Genomic DNA, 20975 nt, shown 5'->3' on the forward strand with positions numbered 1-20975 from the left:
GAGGGGCGGCCCGCCCGCCGCCGCCGGCCGCCCGACCGCGGCCGTCAGCGCACCGGCGCGTCGAACCGCGGGGTCACCGTGAGCAGATGGGAGACGTCCGACCCGGCGGGAAGCTCCTGCGGCTCCGCGCCGCGGACGAACAGCCGGGCGGGCCGGGCGCCGTCCACCCGCGCCTGCCGCCCGTCGACCCGCAGCCAGGAGCCCTCGCGCAGGCCGAGCACCGGCACGTCGTTCTCCTCCAGGAACTCGGTGAGCCGCTCCTCCCGGGTCTCGCCCTTGTGGGTGCTCGCCGGGTCCGGGTCGAGGTAGTGCGGATTGATCTGGAACGGGACCAGGCCCAGCGTCTCGAAGGACGGCGGCTGCACGATCGGCATGTCGTTGGTGGTGCGCAGGGTGGGCGCCGCCATGTTCGTACCGGCGCTGGCGCCCATGTACGGAAGCCCGTCGCGCACCGCCTCGGCCACCGCGTCCCGCAGCCCGGTCCGGTACAGCGCGCTCAGCAGCCGGAAGGAGTTGCCGCCGCCGATGAACACGGCGTCGGACGCGGCGAGTTCGGCGACCGGGTCGGCGTTCTCGTGGACGCCGCGCACGGCGACGCCGGACGGCGCGAGGGCCTCGCGGACGCGCGCGGTGTACGCGGTGTAGTCGGCCAGGGCGTACGGCACGAAGGCCAGCCGGGCGCCGGCCGGCAGGAACGCGGTGACGACGTCGAGGGCGTGTTCCAGGTAACCACGGCCGTACTGGGTGGAGTTGGAGAGCAGCAGCAGATTCACAGGGGGTTCCTCCCGGTTCTCTTCGAACCTCGTCGGGCCTCTGCCGAGGCCATCGGGTGGTGCGGTCGTCCTTTCGGGACGCTTCTTCCGGGCCCGCCGGGTGGCGCGGACCCGTCAGGCGCTACGCGGCCGCCGGGTGCGGGCCCTGGGGCGCTGCGGGGGCTGGGTGAGCCGCTTCTCCAGCAGCTGGGCCGCGTGGCGCAGGGCGTCGAGCCGGTCCTCGGGCGCTCCCCGGAAGAGCTCCTCGGCGCCGCCGAGGCTGAGGCTCCCGTACGGTTCGCGGCCGAGGAAGACCGGCACGGCCACGGTCGCGATGCCGGTGTCGTACTCCCCGACCGTCCAGGCGTACCCCTGCGACCGGATCCTGATGAACTCCTCCTCCAGCCGGTCCGGATCGGTGACCGTCCGGTCGGTGAAGCGGGCCATGGGGCGGCCCCGGAAGAGCCGGTGGCGCTGTTCGTCGGGCAGGTACGCGTAGTACGACTTGCTGGTCGCGCCGGCGTGCGCCGGGTAGAGCTCGCCGACCAGCGGGTAGTAGCGCAGCGGTCCGGCCACCCCCTCCTCCGCGGCCACGCACCGCATGTGGAAGCTGTCCGGCAGGCAGAACAGCACGGTGTCGCCGGTCACCCGGCACAGCTCCTCCAGGACCGGTCCGGCCAGCAGCTCCAGCGATCCGGAGCGTTCCCAGAGCCGGCCCAGGCGCAGCACGGCGGGGCCGATGCGGTAGCGGCGGGTGGTCGGGTCGGAGACCAGGAAGCCGCGCCCGGCGAGGGTGGCGAGGAGCCGCTGGGCCACCGAGGTGTCCCAGCCGAACTCCTCGGCGACCTCGGTGACGCCCCAGTCGGGCCGGGTCCGCTCGAAGGCGAGCAGCACCAGGAGCGCCCGGTCGACGGTCTGCAGCGCCCCGGCGGGGGTGCGTCGGTCGAGAGCGAAGTCCGCCATCGTCATCTCACCATTCAGACGTGAATTGCAAATAACGGGAAACTGTTGCGCTCAACGCTATCCGATCCCGAATGTTGCCTGAGCACCCTGCCCCGCCCTCCTTCCCCCTTCGGGCGCCGGCGGAGGTGCCCGGATCGCGCCGTCCCGGGTGTCCGGATGAGTGAGAAAGGCCCCCCATGCTGAAGTACGTGCTGGACATCGTCGACCTCCTGGACGATCCCCAGGTCGACGGCAAGGCGGTCGCCGGGTACCTCGACTCCGTGAGCGGGGCCGAGGGCGCGTCCGCCCAGGTCACCACGGTCACCGGCGAGCGCGGCTCGACGGACTTCGTACTGGTCCGCATCCCCGGCGCGCGAGGGCGCGCGTCCGGCGGCGACGCCCGCACGCTGGGCGTGGTGGGCCGGCTCGGCGGCATCGGCGCCCGGCCCGAGGTGACAGGCATGGTCTCCGACGCCGACGGGGCGATCGCCGCGCTGGCCACCGCCGCCAAGCTGCTGGACATGCGCCGCCGCGGCGACGTGCTGCCCGGCGACGTGGTCGTCGCCACCCACATCTGCCCCGCCGCGCCGACCGAGCCGCACGACCCGGTGCCGTTCATGGGCTCGCCCGTGGACATCGCGACCATGAACCGCCACGAGGTGACCGACGAGATGGAGGCCGTGCTCTCCATCGACACCACCAAGGGCAACCGCATCATCAACCACAAGGGCCTCGCCCTGTCGCCCACCGTCAAGGAGGGCTGGGTGCTGCGGGTCAGCGAATCGCTGGGCGAACTGCTGGCCGTGGTGACCGGTGAGCCGTTGGTCACGTATCCCGTGACCACGCAGGACATCACCCCGTACGGTAACGGTGCACACCACATCAATTCGATTCTTCAGCCCGCCACCGCCACGGCCGCCCCGGTCGTCGGCCTGGCCGTCACCTCGGCGGCCGCGGTGCCGGGCTGCGCCACGGGAGCGAGCCACGAGACGGACATCGCGTCCGCCGCCCGCTACGCCGTGGAGGTCGCCAAGTCCTACGGCGGCGGCCACCTGGACTTCCACGACGCGGTGGAGTTCGACAACCTCGTCAGCCGCTACGGGTCCCTGGCTCACCTCCAGACCCTCGGCCGTACCCCCCAGGAGTCCTGATGGCAGCCACCCCGAAGGCCGGTGCCGCGCCCAGCGCGGCGAGACGCGGCGACGCCCCCGGGACGGGCGGCGCGCACGAGGCGAAGAGCATCGGCAGCGACGACTACTCGCTCACCCGCGTTCCGCGCGACAAGCGGTTCGGCTTCTGGTCGATGCTGCTCCAGTGGCTGGCCCAGTCCGGCTCCATCTCGCAGTTCACCCTCGGCGCCACCATCGGCGTCGGGATGACCTTCAAGGACGCCTTCCTCGCCTTCACGCTGGGCGCGGTGATCCTGGAGGTCGTGATCTTCGCGATCGGCCTGGCCGGGATGCGCGAGGGCCTGGCGACCCCGATGCTGACCCGCTGGGTCGGCTTCGGCCGCAACGGCTCCGCGCTGGTCAGCTTCGTGATCGCGGTCAGCCTGGTCGGCTGGTTCGGCGTGCAGAACACGATCTTCGGCAACAGCGTCTCGGCGCTGATCGGCGGACCGGCCTGGATGTGGTGCCTGCTGGCGGGCGCCGCGATCACCGCCCTGGTGATCTTCGGCTTCCGGTACATGGCCGTCTTCGCCAAGATCGTGACCCCGCTCTTCTTCGCGATGGTCGCCTGGTCGGTCGTCTCGACGCTGAAGGACCACTCCATCGGCGACCTGATCGACTCCCCGGCCCCCGGCGCGACGATCCCGCTGGCCGTCGCCGCCACCGCCATCGCGGGCGGCTACATGACCGGCGCGATCGTGGCCCCGGAGATGACCCGGTACAACCGCAAGGGCTCGCACGTCTTCCTGCAGAGCGCCGCGTCGATGATCCTCTCCGAGTACATCGTCGGCATGACCGGCGTGCTCCTCGGCCACCTGGTGAAGAGCAACGAGGTGTCGCACATCGTGCTCTCCACCTCCGGAGCCTTCGGCGTGATCGTCGTCCTGATGTCCACCGCGAAGATCAACGACTGGAACCTGTACGGCTCGTCGCTCGGCGTCGTCAACTTCTTCCAGGTCGTCTTCGGCAAGCGGCTGCACCGCGGCGTCATCACGATCGTCCTCGGTGTCGCGGGCACGGCCCTGTCCGCCGTCGGGATCATGACCCACTTCACCGACTTCCTCTCCGTCCTCGGTGTGGCGATCCCGCCGATCGGCGGCATCATCGTCGCCGAGTACTGGGTGGTGAAGCGGATGCGCAAGCCGCTGGACGACACCCGGGACGCCGAGACCCTGCCGAAGTCCTCCCCGACCTGGGTGCCGATGTCCCTCGCCATCTGGATCGCGGCGTTCTGCGTCGGCAAGTTCTACGAGGGCGGCATCCCGGCCCTGAACTCGCTCGCCACCGCCTTCGTCCTGTACAGCGTCCTCGGCCTGCTGGGCTGGGTGAGGCCGTACGGCACCTCCGCCCTGGACGACGACGAGGCGACCGCCGCCCGTGACACCGCCCCGGTGAGCGCGGCATGACCACCAGCGACCGAGGGAGCGACATGACCACCCCCGACCCCGGCACTCCTCTCGTCCCGGCCTCCGAGCTGTCCCAGGACGAGGTCATCACCCTCTGCGCCGAGCTGATCAGGTTCGACACCTCCAACCCCACCAGCGACGAGCGCGCCTGCGCCGACTGGGTGGCGGGCCGCCTCGCCGAGGCGGGCATCGAGTCCGAACTGGTCGAGTCGGCCCCGGGCCGCGCCAACGTGATCGCCAGGATCTCGGGCAGCGACCCGGAACGCGGCGCCCTGCTGGTCCACGGCCACCTGGACGTGGTGCCGGCCGACGCCTCCGAGTGGCAGGTCCCGCCGTTCTCCGGCGAGATCCGCGACGGCTACCTGTGGGGGCGCGGCGCGATCGACATGAAGGACACGGTGGCCGTCATGCTGGCCACCGCCCGCCACTTCGCCCGCACCGGCGCCCGGCCCTCCCGCGACCTGGTCCTCGCCTTCCTCGCCGACGAGGAGGCGGGCGGCAAGTTCGGCGCCCACTGGCTGGTCGAGCACCGCCCGGACCTGTTCGCCGGGGTCACCGAGGCGATCGGCGAGGGCGGCGGCTTCTCCTTCGCGATCGACGACACCCGCCGCCTCTACCCGATCGAGAACGCCCAGCGCGGCATGGCCTGGATGGAGCTCACCGCCACCGGCCGGGCCGGCCACGGCTCGTCCCCCAACGACGAGAACGCGGTCACCGACCTCGCGGAGTCGCTGGCCCGCATCGGCCGGGAGACCTTCCCGATCCGCCTGATCGAGCCGGTCCGCGCCCTCCTCGAAGAGGCCGCCCGCCTCTACGGGGTCGAGTTCGACGAGAACGACATCGAGGGCAGCCTCGAACGCCTGGGCCCGGTCTCCGACTTCATGCAGGTGGTGCTCCGCAACTCCGCGAACCCCACCATGTTCGACGCGGGTTACCAGACCAACGTCATCCCCGGAAAGGCGACCGCCCGGGTGGACGGCCGCTTCCTGCCCGGCCACGAGCAGGAGCTGATCGACACCGTCGACCGGCTGATCCTGCCGTCGGTCACCCGCGAGTGGGTCAACCACGACATCGCGATGGAGACGACGTTCGACGGCCCGCTGGTCGACGCCATGTGCGCGGCGGTGCGCGCCGAGGACCCGGACGGCCACCCCGTCCCGTACTGCAACCCGGGCGGCACCGACGCCAAGGCGTTCACCCGCCTCGGCATCCGCTGCTTCGGCTTCAAGGGCCTCAAGCTCCCGCACGACCTGGACTACGGCCGCCTCTTCCACGGCGTGGACGAACGCGTGCCCCTGGAGGGCCTGCGCTTCGGCGTCCGCGTCATGACCCGACTCTGGCAGAGCTGCTGACCACCGCGTCCCGGCCCCGCCGGACGGCCCGACCCGGGCTCACCCCTCGTACGCCCCCGCCGGACCCCCGTCCGGCGGGGGCGTACGCACACGCGGTGGCACCCGGTGGCACGGCGTAGCACGCGGCGCTGTCAGCGGCAGGATCTGCGCCGCCGTCATCGGCTCCGGCCGCAAACCCCGGCGGCGGGTGGCCGACTTGATGATCGCGTCCATCGCCGTCGCCGAGCAGCTTCCGCTCGTCACCACGAATCCGGATGACTTCAAGGGGCTGGACGGCCTCCCCACGGTCGTCCCCGTCACAGGGCCACGGGGGCTCCACGACCGATGGCTCCCGGCGCCTCTCGGTCTCGGCCCGTATCACTTCCGCCTTCGGCCCCGGTCCTCGTTCTCGGGCTCGCCCCTGTACGGGTTCACGGTCCCGGGACGTCGAGTGCGGCCCGGGTGACGGCGCGGGCCGGGCCCGGCCGGCCGAGTACCTCGGTGCTGTCGACGAACTGGTCGACGGCCCCGGACACCGGCAGGGCGCGCACGGCCGGGTCCGTGATGCGGAGGCGCAGCGCAGCGGTGAAGCGTTCGGCGTGCAGCACCCGGAACGGGCGGCTGTGGTACGGCCGCGTGGCCGGGTCGACCGGGTCGGTGAGGGCGAGACCGTTGTGCAGGGCGGCGACCGCCTCGTAGGCATGGCAGAGGTGCGCTTCGCGGGTGCGCCAGTCGGTGGCGGCGAGGGCGGCGGTGAGGTGCGGGGTGAGGGCGCCCGCTTCGGGCGTATGGGCGAAGGCGGAGCCGAGCCATTTGCCGTACGGCGGGTAGCGGCGGTCCATCAGCAGGCACAGCCGCATCAGATCGCGCACCAGCCGCGCGGCGACGACGGCGGAGCCGAGTTCGTCGCCCACTTCGCCGCAGCGGCCGACGAAGGCTTCCTCCTGGGAGATCCGCTGCCACTGGCAGGCCAGCAGGTGGAGCCAGAGGTCGTGGGGGTACCAGTCGAGAGCGGCCCGGGCCGGGGCGAGCCGCCCGAGCCCGTCGTGGAAGACGGCGCCGGCGGTGACCTCGGCGAGGCGCTGGGTGGGGACGGCCAGCCAGTCCTCCGGGGTGACGCCCTCGCCCGGGTCGAAGCCGAGTCGCGCGGTGAACCAGGTCGCCGGGTCGGTGATCTCGACCCGGTGGCGGACGGGCCCGTCGGTCGCCCGCATGACCCCGATGCCCGCCTCGATGCCCGCCTCGCCGGTGGCGGCGAAGTGCGTCGGGTAGCCGCAGACGGTCTTCGGCAGGCGCTCGGAGAGCAGGACGCCGATCCGTGCGCCGTGGCGGGCGACGTCCCGGGGGCTCAGAAAGATCTGGACGCGGGGCCCCCAGTCGTGGTCCGCCGAGCGGGCCGTGTCGAATCCGAGGACCTCCGAACCGCTGCCGATCCGGGCGGCCGAGTACACCAGCCCGGGAACCGCCTCCTCGAGTACGGGCCGTACCGCTTCGTCGTGGAAGCGGCGGCAGAGCTCCAGGCCGGGAAGGAAAGCGGGTGTCGTCATGTCGGGCAGAGTGCCGGACCCGCGCGTGCGAGTCGAGGGGAATTCCGCGCCGCCGGCAGGCGAACACTCCCATGCGCGCGGGAAGGCCGGCCCGCCCCCGCCGGGTCGTTCGCCCGCAGACATGGCACACGGGGAGCCGTCGGCGCCGTCCGGGCGGCGAGTCCGCCGCCGGCCCGCCGCCGGCCCGCCCCCGCCCGCGTCGCCGCCCGGGGCGTACGGCACGATGGGGCGCCGTCGAAAGCGCACCCGCAGAACCGTCCCCATCTGGAGGAACCCGTGACCGCCGAGTCCGCCGCCGAGCCGTCGCCGCAGGTCACCGAGCCGTCGCCGGAGGTTCTCGCCGCCTTCCGGGCCGCCAAGGGCTTCATGCCCGTGGACGAGGGGCTGGCGCTGTACCGGGCCGCCGTGGCGGGGGCCGCGCTGGGACTGCCGGTCCTCGAAGTCGGGACGTACTGCGGTCGCTCCACCCTCCTGCTCGCCGACGCCGCGCGGGCGGCCGGGGTGACGGCGCTGACCGTCGATCACCACCGGGGCAGCGAGGAGCAGCAGCCGGGCTGGGAGTACCACGACCCGGACGTCGTGGACCCGGAGGTGGGGCGGATGGACACGCTGCCGACGTTCCGCCGGACCCTGCACACGGCGGGGCTGGAGGACCACGTCGTGGCCATGGTCGGACGGTCCCCGCAGGTCGCCGCGGTCTGGGGCCGGGAGCTGGGCCTCGTCTTCATCGACGGCGGGCACACCGACGAGCACGCGAACGGCGACTACGAGGGCTGGGCGCCGCATGTCGCCGCGGGCGGGCTGCTGGTGATCCACGACGTGTTCCCCGACCCGGCGGACGGCGGGCAGGCCCCGTACCGGATCCATCAGCGGGCACTGGCCTCCGGCGCGTTCACCGAGGTGTCGGTCACCGGCTCGCTGCGGGTGCTGCGGCGCACCGGGCCGGGGATCTGAACCGGGGCCGGCCGGTGTGAACCGGCTCGGGCCGGCCGGTACCGCCGGGCGCGGCACCGGCCGGGACCGCCCGACGGGACCGTCGGCCGGGGCCGCCGCGCGGTGGGGTGGCACGGCACGGACGTCGGCGGGCGCGGCACGGACCGGCGGGGCCGTCGGCGCGGGGCGCCCCGATAGCATCGCGTGGTGCCGTACGACGAGAGCGTTCCCCCCACACCGCGCCGCCGGCCCCTGCTCGCCGCCGTCGCGCTCGCAGCCGTGTGCCTGACCGCCGCCGGTTGCGGCGCGGAGGGCGGCGGCGGTGTCCCCGGGCAGCGGGCCGAGCCCGGGCCGGGCGGCGACGGAGCCTCCGCCGCGCCGACCGCCCCGGCCACGGAGGACGCCAGGAGGCCGGAGAAGACCCCGGCCGGGACGTCCGACGCGCCCGCGGACCGACCGGCCTCCGGGCCGCTGTCCGGGAAGACGGTGGTCATCGACCCCGGGCACAATCCCGACAACCGTCTGCACGCCGGCGAGATCAACCGTCAGGTGGACATCGGCACCGGGCGCAAGGAGTGCGACACCACCGGGACGTCCACCGACGACGGTTACCCGGAGGCCCGGTTCACCCTGGACGTGTCGCATCGGGTGCGCGACCTCCTGCGGGCGCGGGGCGCGAAGGTGGTGCTGACGCACGACGGCGACCGCCCGTACGGGCCGTGCGTCGACGAGCGGGCCCGGATCGGCAACGACGCGAAGGCCGACGCGGTGGTGTCGGTGCACGCGGACGGGTCCGCGGTCGGGAACCGCGGCTTCCATGTGATCCTGCCCGGGCCGGTGCGCGCCGGGAGGGCGGACACCTCGAAGATCGTCGAGCCGTCCCGCGAACTCGGCGCCCGCATCGCGGGACTCTTTCTCCGCGACACCGGAAGCGCGCCCTCCAATTACATCGGCGGCCATACCGGACTGGACGTCCGCAAGGACCTGGGCGGACTGAATCTGTCGACCGTGCCCAAAGTGTTCATCGAATGCGGCAATATGCGTGACCCGAAGGACGCCGCCCTTCTCACCAGCGCGAGTTGGCGCCAGAAGGCGGCGCAGGGCATCGCCGACGGCATCAGCGGCTATCTGGAGGGGTAACAAGAGGACGTCCCGCGACGGAACCGGGGGATGTCCGTTCCGGTTCCGAGCCGGGCCGCAACCCGGCCGGGCAGACGATAGATTCATCCGTACGATGGGGAGCCGCGCAGAGCTTCGCGCCGTGACCGCCCGCCGGTGGCGACGGCGACCACCCCGACGAGACGATCGACGAAGGACCTTCACGTGAATATGCGCTCCCTCACTAGAGGCGACGGAGTGGTGATCGGAGCAGCGGTGGTGCTGTTCATCGCCTCTTTCCTCCACCTCAGCGGATTTCAGTGCCCGGCGGGCCTGAACTGCTCCAGTTACTCGGCGCCCAATGCCTGGGACTCGCTCTCGCTGCTGATGAGCGTCTTCCTCGGCGGCATCATCGCGGCGGCGCTCGTGGTGGTGGGCCGCACGATGCCGAGCCGCAAGGTCCTCGGCTTCGAACTCGGGCAGTTCGGCGCCGCGTTCAGCGTCTTCGTCCTGTGGACGGCGTTCTGGACGATGATCGACGCCACCAACGCGGGCGCCGGTCTGATCCTCGGTCTGCTGGGCGCTGTCCTGCTCGCCTTCGGCACGGTCGGCACCCCGCTGATCCCCGCGCTGCGCGCGCCGCTGATGGGCGCCCCGAGCCCGGCCCCGCAGCCCGTGCAGTCGCCGTACGGCGGCCAGCCGCAGGCCGGCCAGGGCTACGGCTACCCGGGCGGCCAGCAGCAGCCGTACGGCGCGCAGCCGGGTCAGCAGCAGCCGTACGGGGCGCAGCAGCCGCAGGGCGGCCAGGCGCAGACCGGTCAGGCGGCCGGCCCGCAGCCCGGTCCGTCGCAGGCCGGTCCGTCGCAGGCCGGTCAGCCGGGCCCGGCGGCGGACTTCGCGCCGTTCTGGTTCGCGGTGCCGGTGACGCGTCCGCTGTACGGCGAGGACGGTTCGCCGTCGCCGATCGCCGAACTCGCGCCCGGCACCTGGTACCTCGCGGTCGAGCAGCGCGGTTCGGCGCTCGTCGCCCAGACCCAGGACGGCCGGCGCGGCGTGCTCCAGGACACCACCGGCATCCAGCGCGGCTGAGCCGCCCGGCGTCGAACAGCGGCCCCTCACCCTTCCGGGTGGGGGGCCGCTGCCGTACCCTCCCTCCTGCGTCAGACATCTGACGTAGCGTCAGAAGAATGAGGGAGGCGGCGGCATGCGGCTCGGACTCGCGCTCGGCTACTGGGGCCGCGGCCCGGACCCCGCCCAACTGGAGCTCGTCCGGGAGGCCGAGCGGCTGGGCTACGCGTCGGTGTGGACGGCGGAGGCGTGGGGTTCCGACGCGTTCACCCCGCTGGCCTGGATCGCCGCGCACACCTCCCGGATCCGGCTGGGCACCGGCATCGCGCAGATGGCGGCGCGCACCCCGACCGCGACCGCCATGCAGGCGCTCACCCTCGACCACCTCTCCGGCGGCCGGATGATGCTGGGGCTGGGTCTTTCCGGCCCGCAGGTGGTGGAGGGCTGGTACGGACGGCCGTTCCCCAGCAGCCCGTTGACCGCGACCCGGGAGTACGTCGACGTCGTCCGGCAGGTCCTGCGCCGCGAGGCGCCCGTCGAGCTGGACGGGCGGTTCCACTCCCACCCGTACGCCGGGCCGGGCGCGACCGGGCTGGGCAAGCCGCTGAAGTCCATCACCCATCCGCTCCGGTCCGAACTGCCCGTGCTGCTGGGGGCGGAGGGGCCGAAGAACATCGCGCAGACCACACGGATCGCGGACGGCTGGCTGCCGTTGTACTGGTCGCCGCTGCGCACCGAGGTGTACGAGGCCTCGCTCACCGGCCTGCCCGAGGGATTCATGATCGCGCCGATGGCCCGGGCGCGGGTCTGCGACGACGTGGCCGAGGGGCTGTTGCCGGTGAAGGCGATGCTCGGCTTCTACATCGGCGGGATGGGGCACGCCGCCCGCAACTTCCACGCCGATCTGATGGCGCGGATGGGGTTCGAGGAGGAGGCGCGGCGGATCCAGCGCCTGTTCCTCGAAGGGCGCAAGGAGGAGGCGGTGATGGCCGTGCCGGATGCGTTCGCCGACGAGATCTCGCTGGTGGGGCCGCGTCGGCGCATCGCGGAACGGCTGGAGTCGTGGCGCCGGGGCCCGGTGACCGATCTGCTGGTGACGGCCCCGGACCCGCACACGCTGCGGGTGCTCGCGGAGCTCAGCTGAGGGACGCCGGGCGGTCGGGGTCGGCGGGCCAGGGACCGGCGGCGGCCGCGGCCGGGACCCGGGCCGGGGAGCGCGCGGGGCCCGGCCGGTCCGGGTCGGTCGGCCAGGACTCGGCGGCGTCGGTCGTCGCGGCCGGGGGCCGGGCGGCGGCCGGTGCGGGCCGGGCGCGGTGCCGGGTGGCGGCCCGCTCCCACGGCTGCGGGTCGGGGTAGGTCAGGAGTTCCAGGGTGCTGCCCCAGGGGGTGCGCAGGTACGCGAACCGGTTGCGCTCCCCCGCCTCGGGGCCGGGCAGCGGCCGGGGTCCGGCGAGCAGGGTCGCGCCGGCGGCCACGCAGTCCCGTACCGCCGCGTCCAGGTCGTCGGCGTAGAGCGCCACATGCTGCCAGCCGAAGTCGCAGGGCAGCACCGGGGGTTCGCGGCGCGGGCCCTGGAACTCGAACAGCTCGATGCCCGGCCCCTCGACGGCCGGGCCCTCGCCGGGGAGGGCCAGCATCCGGATCGCCAGCTGCTGGGTGCCCGCAGGGACGCCGAGCCGCCGCTCGACGTCCGGGCCGCCCCGCGGCCCGTCGTGGCGGCGCAGGGTGTCGTAGAGCACCACGGCGCCGAACGCCCTGGTGAGGAAGAGGGTGGCGGTCTCCAGGTCGGGGACCGTGACCCCGATGTGGTCGATGCCTCGCACGCTCGTGGCCGTCATGGCTTCACCGTTCCTGTCCCGGCGCCGCGCGGACCGCGCCGCCCGTCCCGTGGCTCCCGGCCCCGATCCGTTCCGGGAGGGCGCCGTCGCGCGACCAGGCCAGCAGTTCCCCGGCCGGCCAGGTGGTGACGACGCGCTCCGCCGGGACGCCGCACTCCTCGGCGCGGGCGCAGCCGTTGATCTGCCAGTCCAGCTGCCCGGGGGCGTGCGCGTCGGTGTCGACGGCGAACAGGACGCCCGCGTCGACCGCGCGGCGCAGCAGCCGCCGGGGCGGGTCGAGCCGTTCGGGCCTGCTGTTGATCTCGACGGCCGTTCCCGCCTCCGCGCAGGCGGCGAAGACCCGGTCCGCGTCGAACCGCGACTCGGGGCGGCCGCGGCCGGTGAGGAGCCGCCCGGTGCAGTGGCCGAGGACGTTCGCCCTCGGGTGGCGGACGGCGGCGACCAGGCGCCCGGTCATCGGCGCGGCGTCCATCCGCAGCTGGGAGTGGACGGAGACCACCACCACGTCCAGCTTCTCCAGCAGGTCCTCGTCCTGGTCGAGGGAGCCGTCGGGGAGGATGTCGCACTCGATGCCGGTGAGCAGGCGGAACGGCGCCCACCGGGCGTTGAGCTCGGCGATCTCGTCCAGTTGCCGGCGCAGCCGCTGCAGGGAGAGCCCGTTGGCCACGGTCAGCCGGGGCGAGTGGTCGGTGAGGACGGCCCATTCACGGCCCAGTTCCGCGGCCGCGCGGCCCATCTCCTCGATCGGGCTGCCGCCGTCCGACCAGTCCGAGTGCAGATGGCAGTCGCCGCGCTGGAGCGCGAGCAGGGCCGCCCCGGCGTCGGGGCGGGGCGCGGCGGCGGCCTTCTTCTCCAGCCGTGCCAGATAGCCGGGCTCCTTCCCGGCCACCGCCTCCCGGATCACTTCGGCGGTCCTGGGTCCGATGCCCCGGACCGACTCCAGCGAGCCGTCCTCGGCGCGCCGTGCGACCTCGCCGTCCGCCATGCCCTCCACCACGCCCGCGGCGGTGCGGAACGCCTGCACGCGGTAGGTGTCGGCGCTGTCGCGTTCGAGCAGGAAGGCGATCCGTTTCAGGGCGCGCGCGGGCTCCATCGGCACCTCCCCAGGGGCCGCCGGGGCACGGCGGCGCGGGCGACGCCCGGCGCCACCGGCTTGTCCCTTCCAGCTTGGCCCAGCACGGCTCCGCCCGCACAGCGACGGGCGGAGCCGGAGCCGTGCCCCGTGCGCATCCCCGCGCACGCCCCGCGCCCGGGCGCCGGGGCTTGCGGGCGGGGGCGGGGCGTGTGGCGGGGCGCCGGGGCTCAGCCGAAGGTGGTGCCTGCCAGCCAGGCGTCCAGCACCTCGGCGTCCCCCAGCACCTCGACCCGGCCGCCGTCGGCGGGGAGCCGCCGGTTGAAGACCAGCATCAGGTCGGTGAGCGGGCCGCGCAGTGCCACGGACGCCTTCGCGTGGGCGTGCCGCCAGGCGAAGCCGTCCTCGCCGTGCTCGATCAGCCACTCGGCGTCCGGGACGTCCGTGGCGTGCAGGTGGAGGGAGCGCCCGGGCCCGATCAGCTCCGGGGCCTCCGCGCCGCGCACGGCGCGCACGAAGGCGACGATCTCCAGCCACTCGTCGATGGTGTCGGCGGCGAGCTCCGGGGCCACCTCGTACCCGGCCCGCACCGCGAGGGCGGCGTCCGCCTGGTGGACGATGGTCTCGTGCGCCATGCGGCGCGCCCAGAAGCCGCTGCTCGGCTCCCACGCCCAGGACCACATCTCCTGGCCCGGTCCCGCCTCCCGCAGCGCCTCGGCGGTCTTCGCCGCGCCCTCCGCCAGCCAGGCGTCGAGCACGGCGGGGTCGTCGCCGTCCGGCCGGGAGTCCGGTACGTCTTCGAGCGGGACCGCCTCGGTGGCCCGGGTACGGAGGATCTCGCCGACCCAGCGGTGGGCCCCGCCGACGTGCCCGGCGAGGTCGCGAAGGGTCCAGTCGGGGCAGGTCGGCACCGTCGCCCCGAGGTCCGCGCCGCGCAGCACGGTCCTCAACGCATCGGTACGGCCGATGATTTCGTCGCAGTAGAGGTCATGCGGAAGTGATCCCATGCCAGGAGCCTACGGGGCCGCCCCGCCCTTCACGGCGGGACGGCCCCGGGAAGGGCGGCGGAGCGGCGCCCCGGGTTGGCGGGGCTCCCGGCCCACCGCGTCATCCGCCGAGCTGGGAGGTGCTGGGCACCTTGTCCTTGACGTCGACTCCGGCGCTGTGGCCCGCGCCCTTGATGTTGTTGATCACGTTCTCGAAGGCGCCGACGTCGCTCTCGCTCGCCTGGCCCCTGCGGAGCTTCTCGCCGAGCCCCTTGAGCGAGTCGATGCCCGACGTCAGCGGCGCGACGGCCTTGGACAGCAGCGGGTCGCCCTTGGCGTTGGCCGTGGCGGCCTTCAGCCGGTTGTACGCGAATCCGCCCGCCAGCCCGGCCTTGACCAGGGCCGAGGTGCGCCCGTCCGCGCCCTTCTTGAACTTGCCCGCGCGGTAGGGCTTCACGATCCACTGGTACGTCGCACCGGCCGCCAGCCCCGCGTTGGCCACGAACCGCGTCTTGGCGAGCTTCTGTCTCCGGGCCTGCGTCGTGGGCGATTCGCCCGGTGACTCGGTGCCGTTCGTGCTCGTGGAGCCGCCACCGCCGCAGCCGGTGATCCCCGCCAGCACGGCGCAGGACAGCAACAGCGACAGGAGCAGGCGGTGCGCCGGCACGCGACCGGTCGTGGCGCAACTGAACACGGCAGACCTCCCTGGCCCGGCCCTTGGCGACGGTCGCCATGGTGAGCGCGCCTCGGCGCGCTCGTTCCCAGGCTGACCCGGTCGGGGGTGGTGCGCCACCCGGGCTGTCCGGTCCCCGGAAACGCCCGGCGTTCCGGGCCCTCGGGCGGTGCCGCGACGACGGGAAGGGGGGCGGCCCGGTCGGTCCGCCGGGCCGCACTCCGTCGAGGTTGTGACCGCCGCGGACGACGTCGTCGCGTGCCTCGGTGAGAGTTCACCGACGCCGGCGGACCGCGCGTCGCGCGCGTCGGGACGGGCCTCAGGCCGAAGGCGCCCGGCAGCAGCCGGACTCCAGGCCGTGCGGCAGCCGTTCGCCGCCGAACACGGCGGTGGTGGCCTCGTCGCCGCCGAGCGCGGCGACCGCGAGCAGCAGGGAACCGGCGGTCCAGGTGGTGAGTTCCCGCGGCCAGAACGCCCGGTTGCCCTCGAAGACGTACCCCGTCCAGTACAGGCCGCCCTCGGCGCGCAGGTGTCCGATGGACTGGAGGATCTCCAGCGCACGGTCCGACTCCCCCATCACCCAGAGCGCCAGGGCGAGTTCGCAGCTCTCGCCGCCGGTCACCCACGGGTTGGGCAGCACGCAGCGCACCCCGAGACCGGGGACGACGAAGCGGTCCCAGCCCTCCGCGATCCGCTCCCCGGCCGCCGCCCCGGTGACCGCGCCGCCGAGGACCGGGTAGTACCAGTCCATCGAGTAGCGGCTCTTGTCGAGGAAGCGCTCCGGGTGCGCGCGGATCGCGTGGCCCAGCGCCCCGGCCGCCAGCTCCCAGTCGGGCTGCGGTTCCTCGCGCCGCTCGGCGAGGGCCAGGGCGCAGCGCAGCGCCTGGTGGATGGAGGAGCAGCCGGTCAGCAGCGCGTCGTGGACGGGGGTTCCGTCGGCCTCGCGCTTCCAGCCGATCTGGCCGCCGGGCTGCTGGAGGCGCAGCACGAACTCGACGGCGGCGTAGACGGTGGGCCACATCCGGTCCACGAAGGCGTCGTCGCCGGTGGCCAGGTAGTGGTGCCAGACGCCGACGGCCGCGTACGCGCAGAAGTTGGTCTCCAGACCGCGGTCGGTGGGCCGCTCCGGGTCGCCGTCGTGGTAGGCGGCGTACCAGGAGCCGTCGCCGTTCTGGTGCCGGGCCAGCCAGTCGTACGCGCGTGCCGCGGCGGCGTGCTCGCCCGCGGCGTCGAGGGCCATGGCGGCCTCCACGTGGTCCCACGGGTCGAGGTGGTGGCCCCGGAACCAGGGCAGCGCGCCGTCCTCGCGCTGCACGGCGAGGAGGGCGGAGACGGTCTCGGCCGCCTGCTCGGCGGTGAGGACCCCGGGCAGGACGAGGTGCTCGGTCTGCTCGGGAGTCGTCACGCCTCGGCCCTGGGCAGATCCTCGGCGACGAACCCGGCGGAACCGGCGGAGTCGGCGGAGTCGGCGGAACCGAAGGCGCCGACCGCGGCGTCGGAACCGGCGCCGGCGACGTCCCCGGCCGGGGGCAGGTGCGGCTTGGTCGCGTACGCCACGAAGCTCTTGCCGACCACCGGGTTGAGCAGTTGCTCGGTGACCCGGGTGAGGGCCGGCTTCTTCATGATGTCCCAGACCAGCAGCTTGTGGTACGCGCGGACCGGGAGCGCCTTGTCGTTGTCGACGCCGAACGCGCACTTGAGCCACCAGTACGGCGCGTGCAGGGCGTGGGCGTGGTGGGTGCCGTACGGCTTGAGGCCGGCGCCGCGCATCCTGGCGAGCAGTTCGTCGGCCTTGTAGATGCGGATGTGACCGCCCTCGACCTCGTGATAGGCGTCGGAGAGCGCCCAGCAGACCTTCTCGGGGCCGTAGCGCGGGACGGTGACGGCGATCCGGCCGCCGGGCTTGAGGACCCGCACCATCTCGGCGAGCACCCCCTTGTCATCGGGGATGTGCTCCATGACCTCGGAGATGATCACGACGTCGAAGGACTCGTCGGGGAACGGCAGGTTGAGGGCGTCGCCCTCCATGGCGGTGGCGGTGGCGCCCTCGGGAGCCTCCCCGGCCTCCTTCATCGCGGCGAACCACTTCGCGACCTCGCGGATCTCCTCGCCGTTGCGGTCGAGGGCCACGACCCGGGCGCCGCGCCGGTAGCACTCGAAGGCGTGGCGTCCGGCGCCGCAGCCCAGATCGAGCACTCGGTCGCCTGCGGCGAGCGGGAAGCGGGTGAAGTCCACGGTCAGCACGGGTGCCTGCTTTCGCGGTCGGTGGGGATCGGCGTGGATCAGTGGGCGGGGCCAGGCCCTGTCTTCAAAGTGCCGTCGTTCGGCCGGAGGCCGGGTCGTGCGGCGTCTGGTGCGTGCGATCGCAAGGCGGAGGATCGTCCTCTTACTGGACGTACGAGGACGACTCCGACAACGCCGCGAGCAATGGGGTCTCCCCTGCTCGAGCGAAGCCGAGAGCTCGGGGAAGTGCCAGGCGTCACACGGCAGACGGCAGTTTGAAGACAGGGCCTACGAGGCAGGGGGCGCGGGGCGGGGACGGCCGCGGGCGGCCGGGTCACCGGCGGCCGCCGGGACGGGCGGTCCCGGAACGGGCCGCGGCGATCGCCTCGCGGTAGCGGGCGGCGGTGCCGAGGGCGGCCTGCTTCCAGGTGAACCGGGACAGCACCCGGGCACGGCCCGCGGCGCCGAGCCGGGCCCGCAGCTCCGGGTCGTCGAGAAGCCGGGCGAGCGCGTCGGCCAGCGCCCCGGCGTCGGCGGGCGGCACGGCCAGGCAGGTCTCGCCGTCGGGTCCGGCGACCTCGGGGATCGCGCCGCCGGTGGTGGCGACGAGCGGCGTGCCGGTCGCCATGGCCTCGGCGGCGGGCAGCGAGAAGCCCTCGTACAGCGAGGGGACGCAGGCCACCTGGGCGCCGCGCACGAGGTCGACGAGCTCGGCGTCGCTGACGCCCTTGACGAACTCGACGGCGTCCTGGAGCCCGTGCCGTTCGATGGCCTGCGCGACCGGTCCGTCCTCGGCCCGCTTGCCGACAACCACGAGATGCGCCGCCGCGTTGCCGGTGCGGAGCTTGGCGAGCGCCTCGACGAGGTGGACGAGCCCCTTGAGCGGGACGTCGGCGCTGGAGGTGGTGACGATCCGGCCGGGGACCTCCGGGACGGACGGGTCGGGCGACCAGAGGTCGGTGTCCGCGCCGATGTGCACCACGTGGATGCGGTCCTCGCGCACCCCGAGGTGGTCGGTTATCTCCTGCTTGGAGGAGCCGGAGACGGTGAGCACCGAGGGCAGCCGGCGCGCGACCCGCCCCTGCATCCGGGTGAAGCCGTACCAGCGGCGGACCGAGGCGCGGCGGCGGCGGTTCTCGGCGGCGTCCAGCTCCAACTGCCGGTCGACGGTGATGGGGTGATGGATCGTCGTGACGAGCGGAGCGCCGAGGTCCGCCAACAGCCCGTAGCCGAGGGTCTGGTTGTCGTGGATGACGTCGAACTCGCCGCGCCGGGCGGCGAGATGACGCCGGGCGCGCAGGCTGAAGGTGAGCGGCTCCGGGAAGCCGCCGGTCCACATGGTGGCGACCTCGGCGGCGTCGATCCAGTCCCGGTACTCGTCGCGCTTCGGGGTGCGGAACGGGTCGGGCTGGCGGTAGAGGTCCAGGCTGGGCAGTTCGGTGAGCGGCACGCCCTCGTCGAGCACGGGGTACGGCTGGGCGCCGATCACCTCGACGCTGTGGCCGAGGCGGGCGAGTTCGCGGCTGAGGTGGCGCACGTAGACGCCCTGGCCGCCGCAGAAGGGGTTGCCCTTGTAGGTGAGGAGTGCGATGCGCAGCGGGCGGTCGTCGGCGGCGCCCGACGTGTCGCCGCTCGCGCGGGGGCCGGTCTCTATGGCCTCGGCGGTCACACTCGGCCCCCTTCTCAACTGCGTTTCGCCGGAGCGTAACCGCTCGCGCTAATCTAGAACAAGTTTCAGACTGGATCGTTCAATGAGCTACGAATCTACCGGCAGGTAGCGTCGGTGCAACGGCCGGACCGGGTGATTCGCGCCACGACCGACGCCCTGGCATGCTGTGCGCCGCCGGGAGGCCGAGCGGCCTTCTTCCGGTCCTTCCGGTCGCGGACGAAAGCCATGGATGGGGGACACATGACCGCGGAAGCCAGACCGGCGTCGCCGCCCCTGACCGAGCGCCAGGAGGCCCGCCGCCGCCGCATTCTGCACGCCAGCGCCCGGCTCGCGGTCCGGGGCGGTTTCGAGGCGGTGCAGATGCGCGAGGTCGCGGAGGCCGCGGAGGTCGCCCTCGGCACGCTGTACCGCTACTTCCCGTCCAAGATCCATCTGCTGGTCGCCACCATGCAGGACCAGCTCCAGCAGATGCACACGACCCTGCACAAGCGGCCGCCGTCCGGGGACCGTCCGGCGCAGCGGGTCGCGGACACCCTGATGCGGGCGTTCCGGGCGCTCCAGCGCGAACCGCACCTGGCGGACGCGATGGTGCGGGCGCTGACCTTCGCGGACCGCAGCGTCAGCCCGGAGGTGGACACGGTCTCGCGGATCACCACGGCGATCGTCCTGGACGCGATGGGGCTGGAGGACCCGACGCCGGAGCAGCTCTCGGCGGTCCGGGTCATCGAGCACACCTGGCACTCGGCGCTGATCACCTGGCTGTCGGGGCGGGCGTCGATCGCCCAGGTGAAGATCGACATCGAGACGGTGTGCCGGCTGATCGACCTGACCGCGCCGGAGCCCGGGCCCGCGGCCTGACGGCGCCCGGCGACGCCCGGGCGCGGGCGCGGCCCGGCGCCCATGTGCGGCCGCCACATGTCCCCCGCGTCAGGAGGGGCGTCCGGCACCATGTCGACGGCGGCGCGGTGTTCATACGGTTCGGCGACATCCCATGAACTCGCCTAGGAGCCGGTCATCATGCGTCGCACATCCACGGGCACCGTCCGCCGCCGTCCCAGATCCCTGTCCGCCGTCACCGCGCTGGCCTCGGCCGCCCTGCTGCTGGCCGGGTGCACCGCCGCCGGGAAGGCGGGCGAGGACGGTTCCGCGTCCGGCGACGCGAAGGACCGGAGCGTGAAGGTCGGCCTGGTGTACTCCCGCACCGGGCTGCTCGCCGACTACGGGAAGCAGTACCGCGACGGGTTCATGGCGGGCCTGGACTACGCGACCAAGGGCACCGGGAAGGTCGCCGGGCACCGGATCGAGGTCACCGAGCAGGACGACGCGGGCGACCCCGGCAAGGCGGTCTCCGCGGCCAAGAACCTGATCGGCAAGGGCTACAAGGTGCTGGCCGGCACCACCGACTCCGGGGTGGCCCTCCAGATGGCGCCGCTCGCCGCCCAGAACAAGGTGCTCTACATCAGCGGGCCGGCCGCCACCGACGCGGTGACCGGGATCAACGCGTACACCTTCCGTTCGGGCCGGCAGTCCTACCAGGACATCCTGACCGCCGGGGCGATGCTCGGCGGGGCCGGGGGCAAGAAGGTCACGGTGCTGGCCCAGGACTCCACCTTCGGGCAGGCCAACGTCGCGGCGGTGAAGGCGGTCCTGGGCGGCCGGGGCGCGAAGGTGGGGTCCGTGCTGGCCCCGCCCAGCGCCACCGACCTGACCCCGTTCGCCCGGCAGGTCAAGGCGGGCGCGCCCGACCTGGTCTTCGTCGCCTGGGCGGGCGCCACCGCGCCGGCGCTGTGGACCGCGCTGGACCAGCAGGGCGTGCCGGCGGCGAGCAAGGTCGTGACGGGCCTGGCCGGGACCGCCTCGTACCCGGTGTTCGGGGACGCCGGCGCCAAGGTGTCGTTCCTGGCGCACTACTTCCCCGGGGCGGGCGGCGGCAACGCCGTGGAGAAGGCCATGCTCGACGCGGTCGGCAAGGCGGGCGGGACCCCGGACCTGTTCACCCCCGACGGGTTCACCGCCGCGCAGATGGTGGTGCGGGCCGTCGAGAAGGGCGGGGCCGACGACACCGCCGCCATGGTGAAGGGCCTGGAGGACTGGACCTTCGACGGGGTGAAGGGCCGGGTGCGCGTCCGGGCCGGGGACCACGCCCTGCTCCAGCCGATGTTCGTCGCGAAGCTCGACGGCAAGGGCGCCGGGGCGAAGCCGCGGCTGGTGACCACCGAGCCGATGGACACCGTCGCGCCGCCCGCGAAGCCCTCGGCGGGCTGACCG

At 73.7% G+C, this 20975-nt stretch carries 19 protein-coding genes and 1 pseudogene; 10 read left to right on the forward strand and 10 right to left on the reverse strand.

What is annotated here, in order from left to right; translation table 11 throughout:
- Positions 1-44: 44 nt before the first annotated feature.
- Both pepE and WA762_RS01320 read right to left on the reverse strand, forming a co-directional pair.
- Positions 45-773, reverse strand: coding sequence for a dipeptidase PepE (pepE, locus tag WA762_RS01315; RefSeq protein ID WP_335932028.1), 729 nt, complete (start codon positions 771-773; stop codon positions 45-47).
- A 114-nt stretch (positions 774-887) separates the two neighbouring features.
- The gene (locus tag WA762_RS01320) at positions 888-1715 is read right to left on the reverse strand and encodes an IclR family transcriptional regulator (protein WP_335932029.1); all 828 of its coding nucleotides are present in this window, start codon (positions 1713-1715) and stop codon (positions 888-890) included.
- A 176-nt stretch (positions 1716-1891) separates the two neighbouring features.
- Here WA762_RS01320 and WA762_RS01325 point away from each other — a divergent pair, with 176 nt between their 5' ends.
- The 4 genes and pseudogenes from WA762_RS01325 to WA762_RS01340 form a co-directional block, all read left to right on the forward strand.
- On the forward strand, positions 1892-2845 hold the full coding sequence (locus tag WA762_RS01325; protein WP_335932031.1) for a DUF1177 domain-containing protein: 954 nt from the start codon (positions 1892-1894) through the stop codon (positions 2843-2845).
- The gene (locus WA762_RS01330) at positions 2845-4269 is read left to right on the forward strand and encodes a cytosine permease (RefSeq protein WP_335932033.1); all 1425 of its coding nucleotides are present in this window, start codon (positions 2845-2847) and stop codon (positions 4267-4269) included. The genes WA762_RS01325 and WA762_RS01330 overlap by 1 nt, the downstream gene beginning before the upstream one ends.
- On the forward strand, positions 4266-5621 hold the full coding sequence (locus WA762_RS01335) for a M20/M25/M40 family metallo-hydrolase (RefSeq protein WP_443080486.1): 1356 nt from the start codon (positions 4266-4268) through the stop codon (positions 5619-5621). The genes WA762_RS01330 and WA762_RS01335 overlap by 4 nt, the downstream gene beginning before the upstream one ends.
- Before the next feature lie 130 nt (positions 5622-5751).
- Positions 5752-5946, forward strand: a pseudogene (locus WA762_RS01340) (PIN domain-containing protein); the annotation flags it as partial.
- Positions 5947-6031: 85 nt separating this feature from the next.
- Here WA762_RS01340 and WA762_RS01345 read toward each other — a convergent pair.
- Complete coding sequence (locus WA762_RS01345) at positions 6032-7147, reverse strand: DUF4037 domain-containing protein (protein WP_335932035.1); 1116 nt, start codon at positions 7145-7147, stop codon at positions 6032-6034.
- A gap of 366 nt (positions 7148-7513) precedes the next feature.
- On the opposite strand from WA762_RS01345, the gene WA762_RS01350 reads away from it, so the two are divergent.
- The 4 genes from WA762_RS01350 to WA762_RS01365 all read left to right on the forward strand — a co-directional run bounded on the left by WA762_RS01350 (position 7514) and on the right by WA762_RS01365 (position 11390).
- Positions 7514-8101 carry a class I SAM-dependent methyltransferase gene (locus WA762_RS01350; RefSeq protein ID WP_335932285.1) on the forward strand — a complete coding sequence of 196 codons (588 nt, stop codon included), beginning with the start codon at positions 7514-7516 and terminating at the stop codon, positions 8099-8101.
- 186 nt (positions 8102-8287) lie between these two features.
- Positions 8288-9220, forward strand: a complete 933-nt coding sequence (locus WA762_RS01355) for an N-acetylmuramoyl-L-alanine amidase (protein WP_335932037.1) — start codon at positions 8288-8290, stop codon at positions 9218-9220.
- A 183-nt stretch (positions 9221-9403) separates the two neighbouring features.
- Positions 9404-10267, forward strand: a complete 864-nt coding sequence (locus tag WA762_RS01360; protein ID WP_335932039.1) for a hypothetical protein — start codon at positions 9404-9406, stop codon at positions 10265-10267.
- A 115-nt stretch (positions 10268-10382) separates the two neighbouring features.
- Complete coding sequence (locus WA762_RS01365; RefSeq protein WP_335932041.1) at positions 10383-11390, forward strand: LLM class F420-dependent oxidoreductase; 1008 nt, start codon at positions 10383-10385, stop codon at positions 11388-11390.
- On the opposite strand, the gene WA762_RS01370 is transcribed toward WA762_RS01365, so the two are convergent.
- The 7 genes from WA762_RS01370 to WA762_RS01400 all read right to left on the reverse strand — a co-directional run bounded on the left by WA762_RS01370 (position 11383) and on the right by WA762_RS01400 (position 18707).
- Complete coding sequence (locus WA762_RS01370) at positions 11383-12084, reverse strand: VOC family protein (protein WP_443080487.1); 702 nt, start codon at positions 12082-12084, stop codon at positions 11383-11385. The two genes, WA762_RS01365 and WA762_RS01370, sit on opposite strands and share 8 nt — an antisense overlap.
- A 4-nt stretch (positions 12085-12088) precedes the next feature.
- Complete coding sequence (locus WA762_RS01375) at positions 12089-13177, reverse strand: PHP domain-containing protein (protein ID WP_335932043.1); 1089 nt, start codon at positions 13175-13177, stop codon at positions 12089-12091.
- Between the two features lie 209 nt (positions 13178-13386).
- Positions 13387-14163: a maleylpyruvate isomerase family mycothiol-dependent enzyme gene (locus tag WA762_RS01380; protein ID WP_335932045.1), complete on the reverse strand. Its 777-nt coding sequence runs from the start codon at positions 14161-14163 to the stop codon at positions 13387-13389.
- Between the two features lie 100 nt (positions 14164-14263).
- Positions 14264-14809, reverse strand: a complete 546-nt coding sequence (locus WA762_RS01385) for a hypothetical protein (protein WP_335932047.1) — start codon at positions 14807-14809, stop codon at positions 14264-14266.
- A gap of 325 nt (positions 14810-15134) precedes the next feature.
- Positions 15135-16220: a prenyltransferase gene (locus tag WA762_RS01390; protein WP_335932049.1), complete on the reverse strand. Its 1086-nt coding sequence runs from the start codon at positions 16218-16220 to the stop codon at positions 15135-15137.
- Entirely contained in the window at positions 16217-17059 is an 843-nt protein-coding gene (locus WA762_RS01395) for a class I SAM-dependent methyltransferase (RefSeq protein ID WP_335932051.1), read from the reverse strand. Before WA762_RS01395 ends, WA762_RS01390 begins: the two co-directional genes overlap by 4 nt.
- Positions 17060-17372: 313 nt before the next feature.
- A complete protein-coding gene (locus WA762_RS01400) occupies positions 17373-18707 on the reverse strand; it encodes a glycosyltransferase family 4 protein (protein WP_335932053.1) in 1335 nt (444 codons plus the stop codon).
- Positions 18708-18947: 240 nt separating this feature from the next.
- On the opposite strand from WA762_RS01400, the gene WA762_RS01405 reads away from it, so the two are divergent.
- Both WA762_RS01405 and WA762_RS01410 read left to right on the forward strand, forming a co-directional pair.
- Positions 18948-19565 carry a TetR family transcriptional regulator gene (locus WA762_RS01405; protein ID WP_335932055.1) on the forward strand — a complete coding sequence of 206 codons (618 nt, stop codon included), beginning with the start codon at positions 18948-18950 and terminating at the stop codon, positions 19563-19565.
- 159 nt (positions 19566-19724) lie between these two features.
- The gene (locus WA762_RS01410) at positions 19725-20972 is read left to right on the forward strand and encodes a substrate-binding domain-containing protein (RefSeq protein WP_335932057.1); all 1248 of its coding nucleotides are present in this window, start codon (positions 19725-19727) and stop codon (positions 20970-20972) included.
- Positions 20973-20975 lie beyond the last annotated feature (3 nt).

It is taken from the genome of Streptomyces tyrfis (assembly GCF_037034285.1).
Classification (GTDB): domain Bacteria; phylum Actinomycetota; class Actinomycetes; order Streptomycetales; family Streptomycetaceae; genus Streptomyces.

Coding starts and splice junctions, on each gene's coding strand:
- WA762_RS01320 (WP_335932029.1), bottom strand. CDS start 1,715: ATGGCGGACTTCGCTCTCGACCGACGCACCCCCGCCGGGGCGCTGCAG.
- WA762_RS01325 (WP_335932031.1), top strand. CDS start 1,892: ATGCTGAAGTACGTGCTGGACATCGTCGACCTCCTGGACGATCCCCAG.
- WA762_RS01330 (WP_335932033.1), top strand. CDS start 2,845: ATGGCAGCCACCCCGAAGGCCGGTGCCGCGCCCAGCGCGGCGAGACGC.
- WA762_RS01335 (WP_443080486.1), top strand. CDS start 4,266: ATGACCACCAGCGACCGAGGGAGCGACATGACCACCCCCGACCCCGGC.
- WA762_RS01345 (WP_335932035.1), bottom strand. CDS start 7,147: ATGACGACACCCGCTTTCCTTCCCGGCCTGGAGCTCTGCCGCCGCTTC.
- WA762_RS01350 (WP_335932285.1), top strand. CDS start 7,514: ATGCCCGTGGACGAGGGGCTGGCGCTGTACCGGGCCGCCGTGGCGGGG.
- WA762_RS01365 (WP_335932041.1), top strand. CDS start 10,383: ATGCGGCTCGGACTCGCGCTCGGCTACTGGGGCCGCGGCCCGGACCCC.
- WA762_RS01370 (WP_443080487.1), bottom strand. CDS start 12,084: ATGACGGCCACGAGCGTGCGAGGCATCGACCACATCGGGGTCACGGTC.
- WA762_RS01375 (WP_335932043.1), bottom strand. CDS start 13,177: ATGGAGCCCGCGCGCGCCCTGAAACGGATCGCCTTCCTGCTCGAACGC.
- WA762_RS01380 (WP_335932045.1), bottom strand. CDS start 14,163: ATGGGATCACTTCCGCATGACCTCTACTGCGACGAAATCATCGGCCGT.
- WA762_RS01405 (WP_335932055.1), top strand. CDS start 18,948: ATGACCGCGGAAGCCAGACCGGCGTCGCCGCCCCTGACCGAGCGCCAG.
- WA762_RS01410 (WP_335932057.1), top strand. CDS start 19,725: ATGCGTCGCACATCCACGGGCACCGTCCGCCGCCGTCCCAGATCCCTG.